This is a genomic window from Peptoniphilus rhinitidis 1-13 (assembly GCF_000246925.1).
Classification (GTDB): domain Bacteria; phylum Bacillota; class Clostridia; order Tissierellales; family Peptoniphilaceae; genus Peptoniphilus_A; species Peptoniphilus_A lacydonensis.
In genome coordinates, this window is sequence record NZ_BAEW01000009.1 from 14,045 (window position 1) to 36,479 (window position 22,435).

Sequence of the window (22,435 nt, forward strand, 5' to 3'; positions counted from 1 at the left end):
GAGTAAATAATATGTAAAACAAGATTATTTAAATAATTTTTCACGCAAAAAAAGAGCAACCTCAAGAGCCGCTCTTTTAACTAAAAACTTTTTAATTTTATTCTTCAATAGAAACTTTATTTGCACCATCAATTTTAATATTTGTGCTGTAATATCTTGTAAGTGCCTTTATCATATATTCTGGATCTTTTGCACCTGCTGTTTCATAATTTGAGTGCATTGCAAGTTGAGCAAGTCCAATATCCACTGCGTGAAGGGAAACTTGTGTGTTAGAAAGATTTCCAAGAGTCGACCCTCCTTGCATATTGCTTCTATTGGCAAAATGTTGCACTGGAACATCTGCAAGGGCACAAATCTTTTTAAATATTGCTTGTGAAAAAGCATCTGATGTGTATTTTTGATTTGCTGCCTCTTTTACAACAATTCCTTCATTCATAAAAGTTCTATTTTCATCATCAGTTAGTTCCTTGTGATTTGGATGAACTGCGTGGGCATTGTCTGCACTAATTAAAAATGATTTTGCCACTGCTTTGTAATATTCTTCTTCATCAAAACCAAGTGATGCATTAAGTCTTTTTAAAGTATCGTGGAGAAGTGTACTCATTGCACCTTGTTTTGTATTTGAACCAACTTCCTCGTTGTCAAAACAAGCATATACATTTACAGCTTTTTCATTTTCTCCTGAGATAAAAGCTTTTAATGATGTGAAAGCACATTCTAAATCATCAAGCTTTGGTGATGAAACAAATTCATCTTTATATCCCCATATTTTTCCAATTTGTCTATTTACAAGAAATAAATCTTTTGAAATTATTTGATCTACTTCTACGCCAAGTTCTTCTGCAATCATTTTGTCATAGTCACCTTTTTTAAGTGCACCTGTTGTAAATAGCGGAAGTAAATCAACTTGTCTATTGTAATTATAACCCTTATTTATATCTCTATTCATGTGGATTGCCACATTTGGAATTATTAAAATATCTCTATCAATATATAAAAGTTTAGAAACAATTTCTCCATCTTCTTCGACTAGAATCCTTCCTGCAATTGTAAGAGGTTTATCGAACCAAACCGAATCAATTGGACCGCCATATACTTCTACATTTAATTTTAAATAATCCTTTGGGCCTTCAAGTTCTGGAACGCTTTTTATTTTAAAAGTAGGTGAATCAGAGTGAGATGCTACAAGTTGGTAGTGATAATCTAAAAGATCAGATCCAACTTTAAAAGCAATTATACTTGAACCATTTCTAGTTGTGTAATAATTTTTTCCCTTTTCAATATTCCAACTTTCACCTTCTTTTAATTCTATAAAATTTTCTGCATCAAGGTATTCTTTTACAGTTGCCACTGTATGAAACATACTTGAACTTTTATTTATAAATTCTAATAATTCCTTTGAAATTTCTAAATAACCCATACTTCCTCCTTTTAAAATCAGCTTAATTTTTTATCTTCTTTCGCTCTAATAACTGGCAATATTACCCCAAGAGCAATTAAAACAACTGGTGTAATAATATTTAGTTTTAATTGGAAAGGATCATCTGATGCCATACCTAGTACACAACAAAATGCTGTTACTAGAAAACACCAAAATCCAAAGAAAAGTGCTACTCCATTATTTTTTGAAAATTTAAATTCTCTGTCAAATTTATCATTATTTTTTCTAAGATAAATATATGCCAAAAATACCCATAGATAACGAAGTGGCATCATAATGGAATTTAGTTTTGTAAGTTGTCTTAAAACTGTTGCTGCTCCTGGCACCAAAATTTGTGCAAGAATAATTGAACCAGAAAGTACAACTACAAGTTTAATTCCATTTTTATATGCTCCATATTTATTTTTCTTTAAAAGATTTCTCGGAATAAATTTATTAGTTCTATCATCGTCTAGTAACATTCTCAGTGGTGCATCAATACTTACAACAAGAGTTGAAAACTGTCCAATCATATTACATAGAGCATAAATAACCATTATTAAATTTCCAACACCATAGTAATCTCCTAATTTTTGGAATGCCCAATAAGCACCATTAGCTGCATAAGAATCAAAAGTTGCTTGATCTGCATTTATAATAGCTGGATCAAACATCATACCCATTGCAATTGTTCCAAAAATAGCAGAAACAACTACCATTATAGCCGCAAAAATCATTGACTTAGGAAATTCTTTTGCTGGATCTCCGTCCATATTGTTGACATAGGGACTCATTTTTTCAATTCCTCCAACAGCAAATACAAGTATAGATAAACTTGTAAAATACTTCATATCAAAAGTTGGAATTATGTTGTCAAAGGACCAATCCATTTTTAAATATCCACCATTTGGATTAATTTTTGGTGCAGCTAACATCATTAAAATGTATAAAATCCCCATGATAAACATACTAGAACCTGCAATAGTAGCTAATTTTTTTAGAGGATTAAGACCTCTACTTGCTACCCAGCAGAAAAATAAAAATATACATAAAGTAGCAATTTGAACATAAACTGTTGGCAAAGAATCATAAAATTCTGCATTGTGATAAATCATCCAGCTAAGTGCCTTTAGTCCACCAGAGCCCTTTGAGGCAATATATGTTATATGAACTGCCCAATAAGTCCAACCAGCATAATATGCAATTTTATCAGTAGTAGTTGCCCTCATCCATGAAGTAACTCCTCCACCTTCATCTTTAAAAGCAGATCCCAGTTCTCCTACCATGAGTGCATAAGGAATAAAATAAAGTACGAACATTAGGACCCATGAAAATATTACTTGAATTCCGTTAAAGAATACGAAACCGTTAACAACATTTCCAAAACCCCACAAAGTGGAAAACGCCATAAAGCAAAGCATATACCACTTAATTTTCTTTTGTGAATCTTGCATTGTATTTCTCCTCTCATATATATTGCATGATTAAATTAATTATAACCTTAATGATTTTTACCGTCTAGTTAATTTAAAAAAATAGAAAACATTTTTACAATAATAGCTATTATTTCTTATGTATTAATTGAATTCAATTGAATATTAACATCAAAATCCTTTAAAATACATTTATGTACCATCATTAAGTATTTATTATTTTGAAAAATATAAATTTTAACCTTAAAAAATATAAAAATACAATACTTAATAAGTTAATCATAACCACCTCTAAACAGATGATTTGCTCTCCTCCTATAATGGTTTTACCAACAACATTTCATGCTTTGAATTTTCTTTCTCGTGTACAAATTCCATAACTAATGCTGAAACATCTTATTTTTGTTTCTGTCTTACTTGCTCACCAATAATCAGGTCTGTATCGATTAAACATAATTTTCGTATATCCTTTGGATAAATACAATATTATATTTACGCATACATTTGTCTGTGATAATCAATTTGCCTTTTTAGTCATATTATAACTACCTCTTATTATTTTATGTCTAAAAAACTCTATTATAATATTGAGGTGATTTTTTGTTTCGCATACGTTACATCTTAAATAAATAGGATTAAAAAAAGCCATCCATAACGAATGACTTAAAATATTGGTGGAGGCGGCGGGAGTCGAACCCGCGTCCGAAGACCTCTTACAGAAAGATTCTCCGAGTGCAGACTCCTCTTTAATTTTCCTCTGCATTACTAGAGTGTCAAACTCATACAGAGTATCGCCATTAACCCCCTCTGCTATGGCGAATCACAGAGTTCGTTTGTCCGCTAATTTGAAACCCGGTTACAGTTCGCGGCATCTGGCCGGATTGCTACCTAAACTTAGGCAGCTAGTGCGAAATTATTTTCGTCGTTTATTTTTTATAGACCATTTTTACGTTGTATGATCCATCAACGACTCGCTACTTAAAGCTCAAAATCCCCGTCGAAACCATTTTCGCCCCCCTATTTAATTAGATTAAAATTATACTAAAATTTGCTATTTTTGTCAATTTTAGGTACACTCTCAAATTTTTTATTTTTGTCTATTCTTCTTTGCAAATTTAAATCTCAAAGAACTTTTCCAAATAAAATATCCAATAGCTGAACCTAGTACATTTAAAATCAAATCATCAATATCCACTGATCTTCCAATAAAAAATTGAATAAACTCCACAGAAAGAGATGTGAAAAAAGACAATTTAACAATTTTTGAAACATTTCTATATTTCTTAAAAATTTCAGGAATTAAAATCCCAAAAGGTATAAAAATTATTATATTCCCAAAGACATTTGTAAGCGTGTGAAGAAAACCAGAATACTTTATATAATTTTTTATAGTCCTAAAGGGAATTAAATTTACTCCCCATGATCCCGATGAAATTCTATCCTTAAAGTTTCCAACAAAGTCAAAATTTTCATTAGTCAGATTAATACCAGAATTTGCAATATAAGAATTGGGGGTAAATAACATTATAATTAAAAAAGCAATATATCCTGCTAATATACTCAAGAGTAGTTCTCTAAAACCACTTGAATCTTTTTTCCTATGGGGAAAAAACTTGACTCTTACTAAGGAAAAAATTACAAAGGTAATTATAAAGGCAGGTATAGCTCTTGCTGCAAAAAATAAAAACAACTTCATATATTTTTTAGTTCTATTAGATTTGTTATAGAATAATCATTTTCTTTTACTATAGTATCCCAGGTGTCACTAGAATTTTCATCATAAATACCAATAGTCTTTAATCCTGCATTTTTAGCAGTTCTAAGTGCCAAATATGAATCATCAACTAAATAAATTTCTTCTGGTCTATTGCAAAGATTTTGGGCAATTGTAGTGAAAAATTCTTCTTCAGATTTTATAAATCCCAATGAATCTGATGTATAAATTTCCTCAATAAAATTGTCTATCCCATATTTTTTTATTACTATTTCCGCAAATTTTTCTGCAGTAGATGTCCCTACTACAATTTTAAATCCTTTATCTTTAAAATAATTTAAGACCTCAATAGCATTGTCCTTTAAGTTAACTTTATTTTCATAGAAATCTATAACTGCATCGCTAAATTCTTCATATAGCTCTTCAAAACTCTCACTTAAATTGTAATATTCTTTTAAATATCTAAGTGAAGTTTTTAAACTCATAGTAGTCATTGTGTGCCCTACTTCATTCGAAATATCTATTGATTTCGTCCTCATAAAATTTTTGGACAAATTTCTCCAATATCCCATAGAATCAACTAAAGTACCATCTAAATCAAATATAATAGCTTTCATACTACCTCCATTCTTCTTTAGCTAATTATATTTTAGTTGTAAACTTTTTACAAATCAACTATAATAAGTTTTCAAAACAAGTAAAATTTTTTTAAAAAAGCTTTGACATTTTTTTATTTGATGTTATAATAATATTTGTTGAAAAAATAATATAGAGAATTTAAATTTTTTGTAAATTTTTTGTTATCGGGGTGTAGCGCAGTTTGGTAGCGCACGTGGTTTGGGACCATGGGGCCGGGGGTTCGAATCCTCTCACCCCGACCATTTTTTTGAAAGACTTTGTTCTTTCTTTTTTTTTTGCTCAATTAAATTTCTATTCTCTTCAAAAATTTAATTTCTTTTATAAAGTTTTATACTAAAATTTTACAAAAATATTTTTTGCAAACGATCTACTTGTTGGAATCTCTCATTTCTTTAACTTGTATTTATTATATTAATGTTTTATAATTAAAATGAGAAATAATAAATGTAAAGGAGGATATTTATGTTACTATTTATTATCGGACTAATAATTTTATTCGCAGGCGGATTTTTTTACTCAAAATATGTGGAAAGCCAACTGCAACCAGATGACAGAGAAACTCCTGCTGTTAAAAAAGCTGACGGAGTTGACTATGTAGTAATGAGCGAAAAGAAAAATTGGTTAATCAATTTACTTAATATTGCCGGAACTGGCCCTATTCTTGGACCTATTCAAGGAATTTTATTCGGACCAATTGCCTTTCTGGCAATTCCTATTGGATGTGTTTTTGCCGGAGCAGTTCACGACTACATGACAGGTTTTATATCAATGAGAAATGGCGGATCCCAAGTCCCTAAACTTGTTGGAAAATACGTGGGAGATGGTGTTCGTAAATTTTACAATGTTGTAATTGCAATTTTATTACTTTTAACAGGCGTTGTTTTTGTTTACACTCCTGGAGATCTAATTGCCAATGATATTTTAAAAGTTGGCGCTGATTCAAATGCTATTTGGATTATTTATGCAGTAATTTTTATTTACTACATCCTTTCAACAATTCTTCCAATCGACAAATTAATTGGTAGGATCTATCCAATTTTTGGAGCTTTTTTAATTATTTCTGCTCTTGGAGTATTCATTGGTATATTTGCAAAGGGGAATAATCAATTAGCTTTTGCAAATGCTGGTCTACTTGCTGAACACCCTCTTGGGCAAAAATTTATTCCATCATTCTTTATCACAGTTGCTTGTGGTATACTTTCAGGTTTTCATGGTTCTCAAGTAACTCTTGTTTCTAGAACTATTAAATCAGAATCTGAAGCTAAAAGAACTTTCTACTCAACTATGATTGCAGAAGGCTTTATAGCAATGGTTTGGGCAGCAGGTGCAATAGTTATTTTCTCTTCAGGAATGGCTCCACTTGATACTGCTGGTACACTTATGGTTGGTAAAATTTCTAAATATTTTATGGGAAATATCGGAGGATTCCTTGCAATTCTTGGCGTTATTGCACTTCCTATTACTTCAGGAGATACTGCTTTTAGATCACTAAGACTTATTGTTTCTGAAGAATTAAATATTGATCAAAAATCTCCTACAAAAAGAGCTGGACTTGCCGCCGTATTATTTATTCCTGCAATCGCAATTCTTTACTTTGCAAAATCAAATCCTAATGGATTTAATATGCTTTGGAGATACTTTGGATTTACAAATCAATTTGTAGCAACATTTGCACTTGCCGTAGCTTCTATTTACTTGATGAATAATAATAAAAATTATTTTATCACTCTAATTCCTGGAGCTTTCTACACATTTATCGTATTTTCTTTTATATTAAATGTTAAAGGTCTTGGGTTTGGATTGCCTTTTGCAATTGCATATCCATTAGCAGGAATTATAGCTTTCCTATATGTACTCTTTATTATTAAAACTGGAAAGAAAAACCATAACAGAATTGAATCAATGATTTTAGATTAATAATTTTTTAAAAAAGGTGGTAGGAAAGCCACCTTTTTTTATTATAGGAGGACATATGAAGTTTAAATTAAAGGATAATGCACTAAAATATTTAAATAAAAAAAGTATAAATAAAATTTTTATAAATCCAGATATTGAAACAAAAAAAGATTGTTGTGGTCTTGCAACTATGGATTTTAATATTTCTACAAAAAGAGATGATGAGAATAGATATAAAGTATCAAAAATTTCCAACATTTCAGTTTTTTACAATCCAACTTTGGACTTATATTTAGATGATAAGAAAGATGAGGAAATTATTATTTCTGCAATTGGTATCGGAAAATTTAAAAAACTTTATGTTGAAAATGAACTAAATATAATTGAGCGATAATTAAGTCTAATATAAATAATAAAAATTTTTGAAAAATATCTAACATGAAAAATTTTAATTATCTAAAAAACTGCAGCTATTAATAAACTGCAGTTTTTTGAGGTATAAATTTTATATTCAAATAATTGGATTCATTAAAATTTAATTCTATTTTTTATTATTTTACTAATTCAAAAGCTTTTTGAGGAACATAAACTGATTTTGTGCTATAAATTGTAAGTCCGCCAATTTCAACTTTTTCTCCATTTTTTATCGCATAATTTTTTGAAACTGGGAATATTATTTTGTCATCGCCCTTTGTTACAATAGATTCATAATCATTTTCACCTTTAACTTTAAATTCAACTTTTGCTCCCTTTTCTTCAAAGCCTTTTCTAATTGGTTGATAAAGTTCCTCTGTTAATTTGTCAAGATCTATGTCTAAAATATCTTCTACATAACGACCTATTTCATAATTGTGAACTGTTCCCATTAATTTTTTGGCATCTTTTGCAGTTGAATAACAATATAGCCCCACATCTCCGCCAACATGTCCTCCAGTAGTCCATGCAATGTGACTTCTTTCTGAAATTACTCTTCCCATTGCAGATACTATATCTTTTTCATTCTTTATAAAATTTAATTCTTCTTCTGTCAAATTATTTATGCCAAAATCTTTTTCCATTATTTCTTTAACATTTGATTTTTCTTCATTGATTTCTTCAGAAGCCTTTGTCACAGAAATTTTTGCATTAGAGATAATATCAGTAAATTCATTTAAAGGTGCTTTATCATAACCTTTTGTAATATTTCTATGTCCAAAAGTAACCCCGCCGGTGCCATGGTCTGCTGCAATTAAAATTACAGTGTCACCCTTCTTATCCGCAAAGTCTTTTGCAACTTTCACAGCATCATCAAAAGCTTTAATTTCACTCAAAAGTGCAACAGGATCATTTGAGTGTGCTGCCCAATCAACTTCTGATCCCTCTACCATTAAGAAAAAACCCTTGTCATTTTTAGAAAGAATATCTAAAGATTTCTCAGTCATTTCTGCAAGTGATGGTTTCAAATTTTTGTCCCTGTCAATATCATAAGAAAAAGATTCATCTTCAAAAAGTCCCCAGATTTTATCGCCTTTAGATGATTTCATTCCATCTAAAGTATCTACATAATCGTACCCTTTATTTTTAATTTCAGAAATTAAATCTTCTTTATCTTTTCTATTTTCCTTAGTTAAATATTTGCTTCCTGCACCAAGTACAACATTCATATCTTGATAAACTTGTTGTTCTCCAAGATCCTCATAATTATTTCTGTCTGGATTATGTGCAGAAAAATCCGCAGGTGTTGCGTGTTGAATATTTGAAGTAGATACAATCCCTGTTGACCTTCCACTTCTCTTGGCACCTTCAAGCACATTTGCAATTGGTTGTTTTGCTCTATCTTTTTCAATTTCACAAGCTCCTGGCATTCCACCTTTAGTTGGATAAGTTCCTACAAAGGGAGACTCTGTCTTTATACCTGTTGCCATTGCTGTACCAGCAGGTGCAGAATCTGCGATAGGTGTATTTGAATTGTTCGTTCTAACAAGTCCTGTCGCAAAATCATCCATTACAAATTTTTTATCCTTTGTCATCCATCTTGCAGTTGTAAGTGCTTCAACACTCATACCATCAGGTATCATTACAATAACATTTTTTGCACTTCCATAATCTTCACTCTTAGCAAATACAAAACTTGGTGCAAGCATCGTAATTGCCAATGCAGTAGTAAGACCTCTTTTAAATTTTTTCATTTCTTCCTCCTAGGCATTATTTAAATATAATGTATCAAAGCCTTGTAAAAATAATATTTTTTATTTGTAAAATTAAAATTTTTAAAATCTTGAGGAAAAATAATTTTTAAATTTATATTAAAAAAGAAAAAAGACGCGAGCTAAACTCACGTCCAGATTATCAATTTAGAATTTATTAAACTTCGATTTTACCGTAATTTCCATCTTTTCTTTTATAAACTATTGCTACCCTTTCACTATCTGCATCTAAGAAGACAAAGAAATTGTGATTTAGAAGTTCCATTTGAAGCACAGCTTCTTCTTCACTCATTGGATTTAATTCAAAATTTTTTCTTTTTACAATTTTATTTTCGGGTTCCTCTTGATCTTTTTCCCTTTCCATAATTTCATCAAATCTAATACTTTCATTATTTTGGTATTTTCTCTTTAATTTAGTTTTATGTTTTCTAATTTGCCTAGCAAGTGCATCCACTGCTTGATCAATAGAAGAGTACATATCATCAGTAGTTTCTTCTGCTCTAATAATAGTCTTTGGCAAAAATATTGTAACTTCCACAGTTTGTTCTTCTCTTACAGTAGAAAATACAACTCTCGCTTCTACCTCTTCAGAAAAGTATTTGTCCAACTTGGAAAACTTTTTTTCTGCCACGTTCTTCAAAGATTCTGTAAGTTCAATATTTTTCCCAACAAAGTTCAATAACATAAATGTCACTCTCCTTTTCTTTGTAAAATATTTACCCATTTTTTACAAAAAATATCAAATTAAAATGATTTCCTCTTAATTCTGAAAATGTACTTTTAAACTTTTTCTTGATATAATTGTGTTAAATAAAATGAAAGTATTGGATGGGATTTCATGGCTATAAAAAATAAATTAGATTACAATTATAGAATTGGAATGAGAGCAATAAAAACTGCTCTTGCCGTTGTGATAGGTCTTTATATTTCACATTTACTAAACTTAAATTCTCCAATATTTGTTTCCATAGCAGCAGTATCTTCTATGAAACCTTCAATGTCAGAATCTTTAAAAGATACAAAGAAGAGGCTGTTTACTTGCGTCTTTGGAGTTATACTTGGCTATTTAACTTCAATTATATCTGTACCACCTTTAGTAGAGCCACTCATTGCAGGTCTTGGAATTTTAATTACAATTTATATTCTAGTAGTATTTAAAATGCGTGATATGACTCAACTATCATGTATAGTTTTTGTTGCAAGTTTTTCTTCCAATTCTGACAAAGCTTACTATGCAGTCAATAGAATTATAGGAACATTTATTGGAATAATCGTGGCCGTTTTAATAAATTATTTAATATCATCTCCAAATATCTGGCAGGATTTTATCGATGCTTCCAAAAAATGTTATCGCTCTGCAAATAGAGCTCTTAGAGAAATTATTTATGACAAAAAAACTGATTTATCAGAATTTAATACAGATATTGCAAGTGCAAACACCCTCTATAAACTCTTAAAACAAGAGGTGAAGACTCCTTTTAATCGTGACCTATCAATTTCCAAGGAGAAAAAAATCATGTCTTTAATTGAGAGCATATCTGTAAGACTCGAAGTTATAAACAATATGAATGCAAATTATTTTAGCAATAAAATTTCTGAAGATATAAGAAAAAGATATGACTTTGGAGAAGATAATTTTTCTAGCAACTTAGACGAAATTGACAGTGTATACAATTATCATGTCGAATATATTTTAAAATACATGGATGAACTCAAAGAATTACTTGATGAAGAATAGGAGAAAAAATGGACTTAAAAAAAATTTATAATTCAACTCAATTGATTTTAAACATATCTGCTAAAGATTTTTACGAATTTTTAGATGAAGATCTAGATAATCCTTTTTTAAAAAATAGAGATGCTGAGGATTTTATCACCTGGCTTTTATTTGACTGTGACGAATTCGAAAAAAATTCAGATATTTGGTTTGACAATTATCATAATTATTTCTCTAGTGATATCGAGGAATTTAAAAAAATTAAAAAAATCTTGAAAGATTCCTATGTGTCAATTTTCGAAATTAAAGAATATGAAAATTTTTATGAATTAGAAGACTTAATTCTTGGAGAAACTTATAAAGTTTTACCAAACGAAGAAATTGAAGGTGTACAAAATGGCTTTGGATTGCTTAGAATATTTGGCAAAAATGAAAAAATGGTTCTACAACTCTTAGACATAATAGATGACGATCTTATGAGTACCTTCATGGAAAATTTAATTTCATATATAAATTACACAAAATCTAAGGACTTGATACAAGAAATTGACAAAAATTACTTAAAAAATGAATTTTTAAATATTTTATCTGTTTTTGAAGTTTCATTAGTTCAATCTATTGAGGAAAACATCTCAAATGAACAAGAAAAAATCTTTGTCAATTCTTTTTATGATGACGACTACTTAACTCTTTTCGATGAAAATTTTGAGTTGAGTTTTAACAAAAATATGCCAAATAATGATTTTGGTATAGACTTTTTAAAATCTCTTATGAGCAATATTTTTTTCAAATATTTAAGCCCAAAAGAAGAAACTTTTAAAAATTATAATTTAGATTATAGTAAAATACTTGATGAAATGTGCAAATCAGGTGACTTCCCAAATGAAAATACAATGGAGGTTTCCTTAAATATTCTTACTTCATACTACAATAAATTAAAATCTTCTGGGAAAAAAGTAGATAACATATTAAAATCTCTTGAATACGTTAAGAAAAATATATTTATCTATTCAAATAAACTTAAAAATAGTAAAAATGGAGTCTTTTGTGATTCTGAAATTTTAAAAATTTGCGAAAAAGAGTTTATAAACAATAAAGAAAATAAATTCTTGCAAAAATTTGAAGACTTTCTCACTTTTTTAGACATAAATTACGTATATCTATTAAAGTCAAAAGACATAACGCCAGTTTTACTTACACCTTTTGTAAATGATATAGGACTTGAACCTACAAAAAATGTAAAAAATTATAAAAATAGACACTTCCCACTTGTAGAATTGTTTTTAAACTATGCCCTTACTAAGAAAATTGCCACAATCCCTATGGAATATAATACTGATTACTTAGAGCTCAACGACAATGTTTCAATTTATCTTTCTCTTCCAGACTCTTTTAAACTTGCAAATTGGATAACTACAATTGCAAATAACTCTTTCTTAAAAGATTCTTTTTCTAAAAACTATGAAAAATACAAAGACTTTGTAATTGATTTGTTAAAAGAAGTTGACTCATCAAGAAAAATTGACAAAAAAAGATTTACCCTTGAAGAAAAGGCTCTGTTAAATATTTTAATTGACTTAAACATTTTAGATTCAAAAAAATTAAATTTTACAAACTTTGGAAAAGAATTATATAATTATTACAACACAGATCAAAAAAAATATGACAATATAATAAAAATTGACTTCACTTAAAAAATTAGCTTGCTGCAAATGTGGCAAGCTTTTTATTTTTCCTAATATTCTTTTAGTCAAACTTTTATACAAAATATCTATATTAAAAAATAAACTATATGATAATTTTTGAAGTTTTATATAATAAAGACTACTACTGTGGTATAATAAATTGAAATCATGTTAAAATGATATTTTAAAGGAGGTTTTTTATGGAATCAAAAAAATATAATTCCAAAGATGTAATCATTTTCATTCTTTATGCTCTTTTTGGAATCTTTATGTTTTTCGTGCCTATTGAAATAGCTGGTGCAAAAACAATTCCAATTGATCATATTACGAGTTTTGTAAAGAAAATACCAAACTACAATTTAACATTCGGTGTCTTCATGGTAGTTGCAGGTATAATTTATGCGATCAAAAGTAAATCTTGGCAAAAAAGCAAACTTCATTCAGTTTTCTTTGTGCTTAAACTTGTAAGTTTAATTTTTGTTTTTATGTACATTACAAACAAAGGACCCGCAAGAATATTTGACGACGATATGCTCCCACTTATCTGGAATTCCATTATGGTATCTGTAACTACAATTGTTCCCATTGGATCAGTCTTCTTAGCATTTTTGACAGGCTTTGGTTTAATGGAATTTATTGGGGTATTTATGGAGCCTGTTATGAGACCATTTTTTAAAACTCCAGGTAGATCTGCAGTAGATGCCGTTGCTTCTTTTGTTGGAAGCTATTCACTTGCACTTTTAATAACTAACAGAGTTTATATGGAAGATACTTATACAAAAAAAGAAGCTGCAATTATTGCAACAGGTTTCTCAACAGTTTCTGCAACCTTTATGATAATCGTTGCAAATACTTTGGACTTAATGGACCATTGGTTATCCTACTTCTGGATAACTTTATTCGTAACATTTTTAGTTACTGCAATTACCGCTAGAATATTTCCTTTGCGCAAAAAGCCTGAAGAATATTATTCTGGAAAAAAGTACATCCCTGAAGACAAGAGAAAGGTTACTTTCAGAGATGCTACAAAAGCTGGGATGACAGCTTACAAAAATTCTGGAACATTGCCATCAGTTGTTAAAGAAAACTTTATCGATGGATTTAAAATGGCACTTAATATTGCACCATCACTACTTGGTGTGGGCATGATTGGACTTTTACTTGCAGAGTACACTCCAATCTTTGACATAATTGGATATATTTTCTATCCTTTCACATTTTTAACTAGAGTAGAAGAACCACTTATGGTGGCTCAAGCTCTTGGAATGAGTATTGCAGAGATGCTTTTACCAGCACCAATAGTTGCAGGTGCAGGTCTTGGTCTTATTGCAAAGATGCTAGTAGCAATAGTTTCTGTATCAGAAATTTTATTCTTTTCAGCATCTATACCTGTTATGATGGGAACAGAAATTCCTCTTAAATTTTCAGATTATATTATAATTTGGATTGAAAGAGTAATTTTAAGTATAGTTATATCTATGCCAATACTTTATTTGTTTTTTAGCTAAATGATAAAATAACTTAAAACCTTAAAACCAGGTACAAACCTGGTTTTTATATATTATTTACAAATATAATTTATAATGAATTTGGTGATAATATGAATTTTTATTTTATAACAAAATCTATAATTTACATATCTCTAGAATTTTTATTTTGTTACAATTTAGAAAAATCAAATTACTTTAATAGAAAATATTTTTATTTGTTAAGTGTCTTCATAATTCTTCTAGAAATTTTAAAAATAAAGTATTATAATACTAACTTTTGGGACATTCAGTCCATAGGAGCTCTAATTGGATATAATTTATACTTCTTTACAAAAGGCAAGCTAAAAAAGAAAAACAAAAAAACTGCTGGATAAACCAACAGTTTAAATCTAATTAGTCAGCGCTATATGGAATAAGTGCAATTTGTCTTGCTCTTTTTATAGCAACTGTCATTTCTCTTTGATGTTTTGCATTTAGACCTGTAATTCTTCTTGGAAGAATTTTACCACGATCTGAAATATAATTTTTTAGCATTTCAACATCTTTATAGTCAATTTTTTTTGTTTTATCTTTTTCAAAAGGATCTACTTTCTTCCTTCTGCCAAATCTTCTTTGCATTTTTGCCCTCCTTAAAATGGAATATTATCATTATCAACAGGGAAAAATCCGTCTTCATCGTCATCTTTATTTTGTGAAAAATCATTTTCGTAAGCAGAATTTACTGGTCCTGGATTATTAAATCCGCCTTGATTTTGAAAATTATTATTTTGATTAAATCCGCCTTGGTTTTGTCCTTGGTTTGTGCTTATGAAAGTTAAATTATTTACAACTACATCTGTTGTGTAAATAGTTCTTCCATCTTTTTCATAACTTCCTGTTTGAATTCTACCATCAATTCCAATTTGGCTGCCCTTTCTGTGGTAATTAGCAATAAGTTCTGCTGTTTGACCAAAGGCAGTGCAACCAATAAAATCAGCTGTTGGTTGATTATTGGCTTGTGCTTCTTGTCTTTTTTGCTTTGACATTCTTCTGTCAACAGCAATAGTGAAACGACACATTGCCGTTCCTGTTTGAGCATAACGAAGTTCGGGATCTCTTACTAGTCTTCCTATTAAACTAACACAATTCATAAAAACTCCTTAGTCTTCAACTTTTATAATCATTTGTCGCATAACTGGGTCCATGATTTTTGCGATTCTGTTGATTTCAGCAATATCTTCTGGTTTTGTTTCGAATTCAACGAATGTATAATAAGCTTCATTTTTGTAGTCGATTTCGTAAGCTAATTTTCTCATGCCCCATTCATCAACATTATTAATCTTTCCGTTTTTTTCGATTACTTTTTTTAATCTTTCGAAAGAAGCGTTTCTCTTTTCTTCTTCCACTTCAGGATAAAACATAATCACCGCTTCGTATTTATTCATACTTTCACCTCCTTATGGTCTTCGGCATAGTCAAAATAACTATGCAAGGATTGCAATCTTTGATATTATATATTAAAGAATAAACTTAGTCAAGAATTTTTATTATTTTGAGGTGTCTATGCAAGTAAAAAAAATAAAAGTAAATCGCAAAAAAAATATTGCACTTGTGGCACATGACCACAAGAAAAAAGAACTTTTAGATTGGGTCAAAAGACATGAAGAAAAACTTTCCAATCATAACTTTATTGGGACTGGAACAACTGCTGCTTTAATTTCTAATGAAACTTCCCTTGATGTAAAAAGACTTGTTTCTGGTCCTCTTGGTGGTGATCAACAACTTGGGGCAAAAATTTCTGATTCCAAAATTGATATTTTGATTTTCTTTTGGGATCCCCTAGAAGCACAACCCCACGATCCAGATGTGAAAGCACTTCTTAGGATCTCTACTCTCTACAATATTTCTATGGCAACATCTCCTACTACTGCAGATTATATTTTGTCATCTCCAATGTTTAATGAAGAGTATGAAGTTGAAATTTTGGACAATGAATATTCTGTTGAAGACAGAATTTCAAAAAATAATTTTGACCAATTTTAAAAAATAAGTGGTGAATTATACTTTATAAAATCTTGGCACAATTATTAAAATATTGTAAGCTTAAAATTTATTTTGCTAATTAAATTTTTAGGAGGAAATATGGATTACAAAAGATTTGACGATAAAATAATCGCGAGAATTGACAGAACTGAAGAAGTTCATGAAAAATTAAAAGAGATTGCTTTAAAAGAAAATATTAAACTTGCAAGTGTCTATGGTATTGGTGCAACTGATAACTTCACTATTGGACTTTTTAGCGTATCTAAAAAAGATTACAAAGAAAAAAATTTCAAGGGCGAGTTTGAAATTCTTTCAATTATAGGAAGCATATCCACTCTAAATGGTGAGTACTACCCTCATCTCCACATCTCAACATCTGATGCCGAGGGAAAAGTTTTTGGTGGTCACATGAAGAGTGCAAAGATAAGCGTGACTTGCGAACTCACTATAAGTATTATAGAAGGAATTGTCGAAAGACAAAAAGACGACTTTACTGGAATTAATATTTATAAATTTGACTAATCTTAATATCCTTAGTCCCTATATTTTCACAAAAGCTAAGGATTTTCGTAATAATTTTTTATAAAAATATTATATGTGATAAAATTATAGATATAAATTTCATTTGAGGAGGAATAAATATGTTAAATAGATTTTTAAATTATATTTCCTTTGAAACTACAAGTGATGAAAATTCCAAAACTTGTCCTTCCACTAAAAATCAACTCGACCTTGCAAATTATTTAGTGGAAGAATTAAATAGTCTTGGCATAGAAAGTGAACTTGATGAAAATGGCTATGTCTATGCAAATATCCCAGGCAATATAAAAACTGAGAAGACTGTTGGATTTATTGCCCACATGGACACTTCCCCAGATATGTCTGGCAAAAATGTCAAAGCAAATATAATTAAAAACTATAATGGATGTGATATTAAATTAAATGATGAGTTCACCACAACTGTAAAAGACTTTCCTTTTCTAAAAAGTTTAAAAGGAGAAACTATTATAACGACTGATGGCACTACTCTCTTAGGTGCAGATGACAAAGCTGGCATTGCAATTATAGTTTCTGCAGTTGATGAACTAATAAATGATAAAGATGCGAGATATGGTGACATAAAAATTGCCTTTACTCCTGATGAAGAAATTGGCAGAGGAGCAGATTTATTTGATGTTGAAAAATTTGGTGCAGATTTTGCATTTACTATTGATGGAGGACCAATTGGCGAACTTGAATACGAAACTTTCAATGCCGCTTCTTGTAAAATAGAAATTCAAGGGAAAAATGTCCATCCTGGTTCTGCAAAATACACCATGGTAAATTCTCAAATTATTGCAATGGAATTAAACAATATGTTACCAATTAATGAAAGACCTGAAAACACAGAAAATTATGAAGGTTTCTTTCTTCTCACAAATATTTCAGGAAGTGTAGAACATACTGAAATGAACTACATTATCCGTGATCACTCAAGAGAAAAATTTTTGGAAAAGAAAAAATTGTTTGAAGAAATTGTAAAATTTTTAAATATAAAATATGAAGACAGAATTACCATTGAAATAAAAGACCAATATTACAATATGCGAGAAAAAATAGAAAATAATATGGAGATAATAGACCTTGCCAAAAAAGCATTTAAACTTTCCAGTGTAGATCCAAAAATTGGACCAGTACGTGGTGGCACTGATGGATCCAAACTCTCTTTTATGGGTCTTCCAACTCCAAATATTTTTACAGGTGGCTACAATTATCATGGTCGCTATGAACTTGTAAGTCTTGACCAAATGGAAAAGTCAAAAGAAATAGTAAAAAATATAGCAAAACTTTTGGCAGAATAATTTTATTTTAAAGAATCATCCATTGTGGTGATTCTTTTTATGTAAACAAAAAACTGACCTCATTAAGTTGGTCTGTTAATCCAGCTTTTGGTGTCAGTACAAAGAGATCCTAAGTCCCCTTTATTTTTAATTTTCATCTGTATCATTTAAATTGTTATTTTTTATAGAATTATTTCTCACAGCTTCTCGTTGCAACTTTTCTCTTAACTTTCTATCTCTAATTTTTTGCTTTACTTCCATTCTTTCCTCTTCTGTCATATTTTGCAATTCTTCTTCTGTAAAATCTATATTTTGCTTTTCGCCTTCACCCTGTTCAATTTCATTTCTCATATTTTCAAAAACTTTCATTTCATTTTTTGCACTATCTTTATTTACATAATAAAAAGGTGAGCCCTTTTTTGTAGTGCCGTCAATAGTCTTTTGTTCTATATTTTCTTTATCTAGAGTTACACCATAATAAGCAAGATAGGAAAGCTGTCCATAGTTCATGTCAGTTTCAACATATTTATCTGCAATAGAAATTAATTTTGGAAGTTTTAAAAACATCTTTGGAGATTTCATTTTGTCAAAAATCTTCATTATAAATTCTTGTTGAACCTTTATTCTTCCTAAGTCTTGATCTTCATAAATTTTTCTTATTCTAAGAAGTTTTACTGAATCCTCGCCATTTAAATGATGAAGTCCTTCTTCAAAATCAATGTCAAGTGGCGGTATAGTTGATGGATCTTTATATTTATATTCTGGTGTATACATTTCAATTCCGCCAATTGCGTCCACAATTTCTTTTACAGCCTCATAATTTACTGTAACATAGTGATCTATTTTTATACCCATTAAGTCTTCTACACTTTCAACTTGAAGGTCAATTCCTCCACGAGAATAAGCCGCATTCATTCTATAATTGTCAAAACCTTTTATTTTATAATATGTATCTCTAGGTATTGAAAGAAGTCTTACCTTGTCAATTTTTGGGTCTATAGAAAGAAGCATAATTGTGTCTGCTCTTTTAGAATTTTCATCTACTTCATAAGTTACTTTGCTGGAATCGATTCCAATTAATAAAATATTTACAATATCTTCTTCTTCATTAAAGATTGTAACTTTTTCTGGTTCATAAACTTCTTCTTTATTTTTATTTATATTTTTTTCTTGATTAAGTTTTTTTCCTCTTGGTGCAAACATAAAAGTTAGACACAACGCTCCAAGGAGGATTATTACTGTAAGGAATATAAAAATTCTGTATATATGTTTCATGTTAACCTCCTTCATTAAGTCTATATAAAAATTTACAATTTTTCAATAGTTTTTATATGATATGATATTATAATTTTTATTGGGGTATAAAATATATTAATGAAAATATTATTGGATGCAGACGGTTCTCCTGTGAGAAAAATTACAGAAGAACTCTCAAAAAAATATTCCGCAAAATTAATTATGGTAAAAAACTACACGCAAGAATTTTACGCAAATTATGGAAGAGTAGTAAACGTTGACATATCAAAAGAGGCGGCCGACTTTTATATAGTAAATCACGCAAATATAAATGACCTTGTTATAACCAATGATAGAGGTCTTTCTTCTCTTGCACTATCTAAGGGTGCTAAGGTTCTAGACTTTCAAGGAATCTTTGTTGATGATGAAAATATTATGTCAATGTTAAGTTCACGCCATTTTAATAAAAAAATGCGAGATAGAAAAATTTATTCTAGAATATCTAAGCGAGAAAAAAGTGCAGATGAAAATTTTTACAATGCACTTGATAAATTTTTGGAGGAGATAAAAATGCTTACACTTTTTGTATCTAGCCATTGCCCAGACTGTCCACCTGCAATAGAAGAAATTAAAAGAAAAAATCTTGATGTAGAAATTGTTGACATTACAGCATCTATGTCAAATTTAAAAAAATTTTTAAAGTACAGAGATTTTTCTGACTATTTTGACGAAATAGTGGACGCTGGAAAAGTGGGAGTTCCTGCTCTTATGAGAGATGATGAATTTTATTTTTTTGATGGAAATTTAGATGAATTTTTAGAAGGATGATTTTATGGAATTTAATGAATTTATGGAAATTGCAAAGGCAAGACAATCTTGCAGAAATTATGATAAAGACAAAGTTGTTGAAGTAGAAAAATTGAAATCTTGTCTTGAAGCTATGAAACTTTCACCTTCAGCTTGCAATGCACAACCTTATTACTATTATATTGTGAGTGGAGATGATGCAAAATATATTTCAAAATATTTCCAAAAGGGAAAAATGAATTCTTTTACAGACAATGTAAATGCCTTTGCCATTGTCACTGAAGAAAATTACAATTTGTCTGCAAAAATTGGTTCAAAGGTAAAAGATCAAGACTACAAATCTATTGACATTGGCATATCTGCTGCTTACTTCACTGCACAAGCAACTACACTAGGTCTTTCAACTTGTTGTATAGGATGGTTCGACGAAGAAAAATTGCAAAAATTTTTAAAAACAAAAAATAGAATTAGACTTGCAATAGCAATTGGATATCCAAAAAATGATGAACTCCGTGAAAAGAAAAGAAAAACCGCAGATGCCCTTTACACAATAATAAACGAAGAAGTTGAACTAAAATAAAAATTAATTTTATATAAAAAAGATCTTATAAAGTAGACAATTTTAAAAATCTACTTATATAAGATCTTTTTGTTTTTATTTACCTATTAATTCCATATTTCATAAAATTTACTAATATCTCAATTTTTAAAACTGTGTATTGGTGCAGGAATAAATCCTCCACGATTTGCAAAATTATCGCAATTTCCCTTATGAACAGGTATTATTGGTGCAGAACCTAAAAGGCCTCCAAAAGTTGCCTCTTCTCCAACACCCTTTCCAATAACTGGAATAAGTCTTACAGCAGTTGTCTTTTGATTTATAATTCCAATCATAGCTTCATCAGAAATTATTGCAGAAAGTGTAGTCGCCTTAGTATCTCCAGGAATCGCAATCATGTCAAGACCAACGGAGCAAACACAAGTCATGGCTTCAAGTTTGTCTAGTCCTATGTGACCATTTTTTGCAGCTTCAATCATTCCTTCATCTTCACTCACTGGAATAAAAGCACCACTAAGTCCTCCAACATGATCAGATGCCATAATTCCACCTTTCTTCACTGCATCATTTAACATTGCAAGGGCAGCAGTAGTGCCATGACCTCCTGCAAATTCAACGCCAATTTCTTCTAGAATTCTTGCAACAGAATCTCCAATAGCTGGAGTTGGAGCAAGAGATAGATCAATTGTTCCAAAAGGAACTCCAATTTTATTTGCAACTTCTTTGCCAATCAATTCTCCAAGTCTTGTTATCTTAAAAGCAGTCTTCTTAATTGTTTCAGAAACTACATCGAAACTTTCTTCTCTTACTTTTTCAAGAGCATACTTCACAACTCCTGGGCCAGACACTCCAACATGAAGAACTATATCTCCCATTCCAACTCCATGAAAAGCCCCAGCCATAAATGGATTATCTTCTACTGCGTTGGCAAAAACAACAAGTTTTGCACAACCAATAGAATCTTCTTCTTTTGTATTTTTTGCAGTTTCTAATATAACTTCACCCATAAGTTTAACGGCATCCATATTTAGACCTTTTTTAGTTGTCCCAACATTTACTGAAGAACAAACTTTTTCCGTTTCAGCAAGTGCACGAGGAATTGAATTTATTAAAATTTCATCAGCTGGAGTCATATTTCCATGCACAAGAGCAGAAAAACCACCAATAAAGTCAACTCCAATTTCCTTCGCAGCTTTATCTAGGGCTCTTGCAAATTTTGTATAATCTTTTTCATCTGTTGCACCTGCAATAAGAGCAATAGGCGTAACTGAAACTCTTTTGTTTACAATTTCAACTCCATATTTTTTTCCAATTTCATTTGCAGACTCTACTAAATTTTTCCCATATTTTACAATTTTATTATAAATTTTTTCGCAAGCCTTATCTGCATCTCTATCTATGCAATCTAACAGTGAAATGCCAAGAGTTACAGTTCTAATATCTAGATTTTCTTCGTCAAGCATCCTCACAGTTTCTAAAATTCTTTTTTTATCCATGATAACTCCTTAAATTTGATGCATCTTTTCAAAAATACCTTGATGTTGGACTCTTATAGAAAGTCCAAGTTCTTCACCAAGTTTTTCGTAAGCGTCTACAACTTCTTGGAACTCTACATTCATCTTAGTAAGATCTACAATTACAATCATTGTAAAATAATCATCTAAGATTGTTTGAGTTATATCCACAATATTTAAATCAAACTCCACCATTTTTTTAACAACTTCATATACGATACCAATTTTATCACTACCTATTACAGTTATAACAGCTTTCATAGTGTGTCCTCCTTTTTAAAATTACAATTATTATAA

The 22,435-nt window shown here is 30.0% G+C and carries 23 protein-coding genes, 1 tRNA gene and 1 other RNA gene; 12 read left to right on the top strand and 13 right to left on the bottom strand.

Annotation, left to right across the window (positions count from 1 at the left end; genetic code table 11):
• Positions 1–97 precede the first annotated feature (97 nt).
• The 5 genes from RH95_RS06275 to RH95_RS06290 all read right to left on the bottom strand — a co-directional run bounded on the left by RH95_RS06275 (position 98) and on the right by RH95_RS06290 (position 5,184).
• Positions 98–1,420 carry a M18 family aminopeptidase gene (locus tag RH95_RS06275; protein ID WP_010246193.1) on the bottom strand — a complete coding sequence of 441 codons (1,323 nt, stop codon included), beginning with the start codon at positions 1,418–1,420 and terminating at the stop codon, positions 98–100.
• Positions 1,421–1,437: 17 nt separating this feature from the next.
• Positions 1,438–2,874: an APC family permease gene (locus RH95_RS06280; RefSeq protein WP_010246196.1), complete on the bottom strand. Its 1,437-nt coding sequence runs from the start codon at positions 2,872–2,874 to the stop codon at positions 1,438–1,440.
• Positions 2,875–3,525: 651 nt separating this feature from the next.
• Positions 3,526–3,870, bottom strand: a transfer-messenger RNA (tmRNA) gene (ssrA, locus tag RH95_RS09365).
• A gap of 70 nt (positions 3,871–3,940) precedes the next feature.
• Entirely contained in the window at positions 3,941–4,549 is a 609-nt protein-coding gene (locus RH95_RS06285; RefSeq protein ID WP_010246198.1) for a VanZ family protein, read from the bottom strand.
• The gene (locus RH95_RS06290; protein ID WP_010246201.1) at positions 4,546–5,184 is read right to left on the bottom strand and encodes an HAD family hydrolase; all 639 of its coding nucleotides are present in this window, start codon (positions 5,182–5,184) and stop codon (positions 4,546–4,548) included. Before RH95_RS06290 ends, RH95_RS06285 begins: the two co-directional genes overlap by 4 nt.
• Before the next feature lie 187 nt (positions 5,185–5,371).
• Here RH95_RS06290 and RH95_RS06295 point away from each other — a divergent pair.
• From RH95_RS06295 to RH95_RS06305, 3 genes are all read left to right on the top strand, one after another.
• Positions 5,372–5,448: transfer RNA gene (locus RH95_RS06295), tRNA-Pro, on the top strand.
• 220 nt (positions 5,449–5,668) lie between these two features.
• Positions 5,669–7,123, top strand: a complete 1,455-nt coding sequence (locus RH95_RS06300; RefSeq protein WP_010246205.1) for a carbon starvation CstA family protein — start codon at positions 5,669–5,671, stop codon at positions 7,121–7,123.
• Positions 7,124–7,178: 55 nt separating this feature from the next.
• Positions 7,179–7,496 (top strand): CC/Se motif containing family, encoded by a 318-nt coding sequence (locus RH95_RS06305; protein WP_010246208.1) that lies wholly within the window; start codon positions 7,179–7,181, stop codon positions 7,494–7,496.
• A gap of 157 nt (positions 7,497–7,653) precedes the next feature.
• On the opposite strand, the gene RH95_RS06310 is transcribed toward RH95_RS06305, so the two are convergent.
• Together RH95_RS06310 and hpf are read right to left on the bottom strand one after the other, a co-directional pair.
• Entirely contained in the window at positions 7,654–9,270 is a 1,617-nt protein-coding gene (locus tag RH95_RS06310) for an alkaline phosphatase (RefSeq protein ID WP_010246211.1), read from the bottom strand.
• A 175-nt stretch (positions 9,271–9,445) separates the two neighbouring features.
• A complete protein-coding gene (gene hpf, locus RH95_RS06315) occupies positions 9,446–9,973 on the bottom strand; it encodes a ribosome hibernation-promoting factor, HPF/YfiA family (RefSeq protein WP_010246214.1) in 528 nt (175 codons plus the stop codon).
• Between the two features lie 153 nt (positions 9,974–10,126).
• Between hpf and RH95_RS06320 the strand changes: the two genes are divergently transcribed.
• The 4 genes from RH95_RS06320 to RH95_RS06335 all read left to right on the top strand — a co-directional run bounded on the left by RH95_RS06320 (position 10,127) and on the right by RH95_RS06335 (position 14,554).
• Complete coding sequence (locus RH95_RS06320; protein ID WP_010246216.1) at positions 10,127–11,026, top strand: FUSC family protein; 900 nt, start codon at positions 10,127–10,129, stop codon at positions 11,024–11,026.
• Positions 11,027–11,034: 8 nt separating this feature from the next.
• Positions 11,035–12,699, top strand: a complete 1,665-nt coding sequence (locus tag RH95_RS06325) for a hypothetical protein (protein ID WP_010246219.1) — start codon at positions 11,035–11,037, stop codon at positions 12,697–12,699.
• 191 nt (positions 12,700–12,890) lie between these two features.
• Positions 12,891–14,198: a YjiH family protein gene (locus RH95_RS06330; RefSeq protein ID WP_010246222.1), complete on the top strand. Its 1,308-nt coding sequence runs from the start codon at positions 12,891–12,893 to the stop codon at positions 14,196–14,198.
• A 92-nt stretch (positions 14,199–14,290) separates the two neighbouring features.
• Entirely contained in the window at positions 14,291–14,554 is a 264-nt protein-coding gene (locus RH95_RS06335) for a hypothetical protein (protein WP_010246225.1), read from the top strand.
• Positions 14,555–14,573: 19 nt separating this feature from the next.
• Here the strand turns inward: RH95_RS06335 and rpsR are convergent, their stop codons facing one another.
• From rpsR to rpsF, 3 genes are read right to left on the bottom strand one after another with little or no spacing between them, the layout of a single operon-like run.
• Entirely contained in the window at positions 14,574–14,798 is a 225-nt protein-coding gene (gene rpsR, locus RH95_RS06340) for a 30S ribosomal protein S18 (RefSeq protein ID WP_010246228.1), read from the bottom strand.
• A gap of 11 nt (positions 14,799–14,809) precedes the next feature.
• A complete protein-coding gene (locus tag RH95_RS06345; protein ID WP_010246231.1) occupies positions 14,810–15,310 on the bottom strand; it encodes a single-stranded DNA-binding protein in 501 nt (166 codons plus the stop codon).
• 9 nt (positions 15,311–15,319) lie between these two features.
• A complete protein-coding gene (gene rpsF, locus RH95_RS06350) occupies positions 15,320–15,604 on the bottom strand; it encodes a 30S ribosomal protein S6 (protein ID WP_010246234.1) in 285 nt (94 codons plus the stop codon).
• Between the two features lie 118 nt (positions 15,605–15,722).
• Between rpsF and RH95_RS06355 the strand changes: the two genes are divergently transcribed.
• From RH95_RS06355 to pepT, 3 genes are all read left to right on the top strand, one after another.
• Positions 15,723–16,202: a methylglyoxal synthase gene (locus tag RH95_RS06355; RefSeq protein WP_010246236.1), complete on the top strand. Its 480-nt coding sequence runs from the start codon at positions 15,723–15,725 to the stop codon at positions 16,200–16,202.
• 99 nt (positions 16,203–16,301) lie between these two features.
• Entirely contained in the window at positions 16,302–16,724 is a 423-nt protein-coding gene (locus tag RH95_RS06360) for a PPC domain-containing DNA-binding protein (protein WP_010246239.1), read from the top strand.
• Between the two features lie 119 nt (positions 16,725–16,843).
• Entirely contained in the window at positions 16,844–18,043 is a 1,200-nt protein-coding gene (gene pepT / locus RH95_RS06365; protein WP_010246241.1) for a peptidase T, read from the top strand.
• A gap of 126 nt (positions 18,044–18,169) precedes the next feature.
• Here pepT and RH95_RS06370 read toward each other — a convergent pair whose 3' ends face one another.
• Positions 18,170–19,297: an LCP family protein gene (locus RH95_RS06370; RefSeq protein ID WP_010246243.1), complete on the bottom strand. Its 1,128-nt coding sequence runs from the start codon at positions 19,295–19,297 to the stop codon at positions 18,170–18,172.
• 99 nt (positions 19,298–19,396) lie between these two features.
• Here RH95_RS06370 and RH95_RS09230 point away from each other — a divergent pair, with 99 nt between their 5' ends.
• A complete protein-coding gene (locus RH95_RS09230) occupies positions 19,397–20,086 on the top strand; it encodes a DUF188 domain-containing protein (RefSeq protein ID WP_010246248.1) in 690 nt (229 codons plus the stop codon).
• 4 nt (positions 20,087–20,090) lie between these two features.
• On the top strand, positions 20,091–20,645 hold the full coding sequence (locus RH95_RS06385; RefSeq protein WP_010246250.1) for a nitroreductase family protein: 555 nt from the start codon (positions 20,091–20,093) through the stop codon (positions 20,643–20,645).
• Positions 20,646–20,764: 119 nt separating this feature from the next.
• Here the strand turns inward: RH95_RS06385 and RH95_RS06390 are convergent, their stop codons facing one another.
• Positions 20,765–22,120, bottom strand: coding sequence for a PFL family protein (locus RH95_RS06390; protein WP_010246254.1), 1,356 nt, complete (start codon positions 22,118–22,120; stop codon positions 20,765–20,767).
• Between the two features lie 9 nt (positions 22,121–22,129).
• On the bottom strand, positions 22,130–22,399 hold the full coding sequence (locus tag RH95_RS06395; RefSeq protein ID WP_010246258.1) for an ACT domain-containing protein: 270 nt from the start codon (positions 22,397–22,399) through the stop codon (positions 22,130–22,132).
• Between the last annotated feature and the right edge of the window lie 36 nt (positions 22,400–22,435).

Coding starts and splice junctions, on each gene's coding strand:
- RH95_RS06335 (WP_010246225.1), top strand. CDS start 14,291: ATGAATTTTTATTTTATAACAAAATCTATAATTTACATATCTCTAGAA.
- pepT (WP_010246241.1), top strand. CDS start 16,844: ATGTTAAATAGATTTTTAAATTATATTTCCTTTGAAACTACAAGTGAT.
- RH95_RS06275 (WP_010246193.1), bottom strand. CDS start 1,420: ATGGGTTATTTAGAAATTTCAAAGGAATTATTAGAATTTATAAATAAA.
- RH95_RS06345 (WP_010246231.1), bottom strand. CDS start 15,310: ATGAATTGTGTTAGTTTAATAGGAAGACTAGTAAGAGATCCCGAACTT.
- RH95_RS06360 (WP_010246239.1), top strand. CDS start 16,302: ATGGATTACAAAAGATTTGACGATAAAATAATCGCGAGAATTGACAGA.
- hpf (WP_010246214.1), bottom strand. CDS start 9,973: ATGTTATTGAACTTTGTTGGGAAAAATATTGAACTTACAGAATCTTTG.
- RH95_RS06385 (WP_010246250.1), top strand. CDS start 20,091: ATGGAATTTAATGAATTTATGGAAATTGCAAAGGCAAGACAATCTTGC.
- RH95_RS06310 (WP_010246211.1), bottom strand. CDS start 9,270: ATGAAAAAATTTAAAAGAGGTCTTACTACTGCATTGGCAATTACGATG.
- RH95_RS06395 (WP_010246258.1), bottom strand. CDS start 22,399: ATGAAAGCTGTTATAACTGTAATAGGTAGTGATAAAATTGGTATCGTA.
- rpsR (WP_010246228.1), bottom strand. CDS start 14,798: ATGCAAAGAAGATTTGGCAGAAGGAAGAAAGTAGATCCTTTTGAAAAA.
- RH95_RS09230 (WP_010246248.1), top strand. CDS start 19,397: ATGAAAATATTATTGGATGCAGACGGTTCTCCTGTGAGAAAAATTACA.
- RH95_RS06370 (WP_010246243.1), bottom strand. CDS start 19,297: ATGAAACATATATACAGAATTTTTATATTCCTTACAGTAATAATCCTC.
- RH95_RS06325 (WP_010246219.1), top strand. CDS start 11,035: ATGGACTTAAAAAAAATTTATAATTCAACTCAATTGATTTTAAACATA.
- RH95_RS06290 (WP_010246201.1), bottom strand. CDS start 5,184: ATGAAAGCTATTATATTTGATTTAGATGGTACTTTAGTTGATTCTATG.
- RH95_RS06330 (WP_010246222.1), top strand. CDS start 12,891: ATGGAATCAAAAAAATATAATTCCAAAGATGTAATCATTTTCATTCTT.
- rpsF (WP_010246234.1), bottom strand. CDS start 15,604: ATGAATAAATACGAAGCGGTGATTATGTTTTATCCTGAAGTGGAAGAA.
- RH95_RS06320 (WP_010246216.1), top strand. CDS start 10,127: ATGGCTATAAAAAATAAATTAGATTACAATTATAGAATTGGAATGAGA.
- RH95_RS06300 (WP_010246205.1), top strand. CDS start 5,669: ATGTTACTATTTATTATCGGACTAATAATTTTATTCGCAGGCGGATTT.
- RH95_RS06355 (WP_010246236.1), top strand. CDS start 15,723: ATGCAAGTAAAAAAAATAAAAGTAAATCGCAAAAAAAATATTGCACTT.
- RH95_RS06285 (WP_010246198.1), bottom strand. CDS start 4,549: ATGAAGTTGTTTTTATTTTTTGCAGCAAGAGCTATACCTGCCTTTATA.
- RH95_RS06280 (WP_010246196.1), bottom strand. CDS start 2,874: ATGCAAGATTCACAAAAGAAAATTAAGTGGTATATGCTTTGCTTTATG.
- RH95_RS06390 (WP_010246254.1), bottom strand. CDS start 22,120: ATGGATAAAAAAAGAATTTTAGAAACTGTGAGGATGCTTGACGAAGAA.
- RH95_RS06305 (WP_010246208.1), top strand. CDS start 7,179: ATGAAGTTTAAATTAAAGGATAATGCACTAAAATATTTAAATAAAAAA.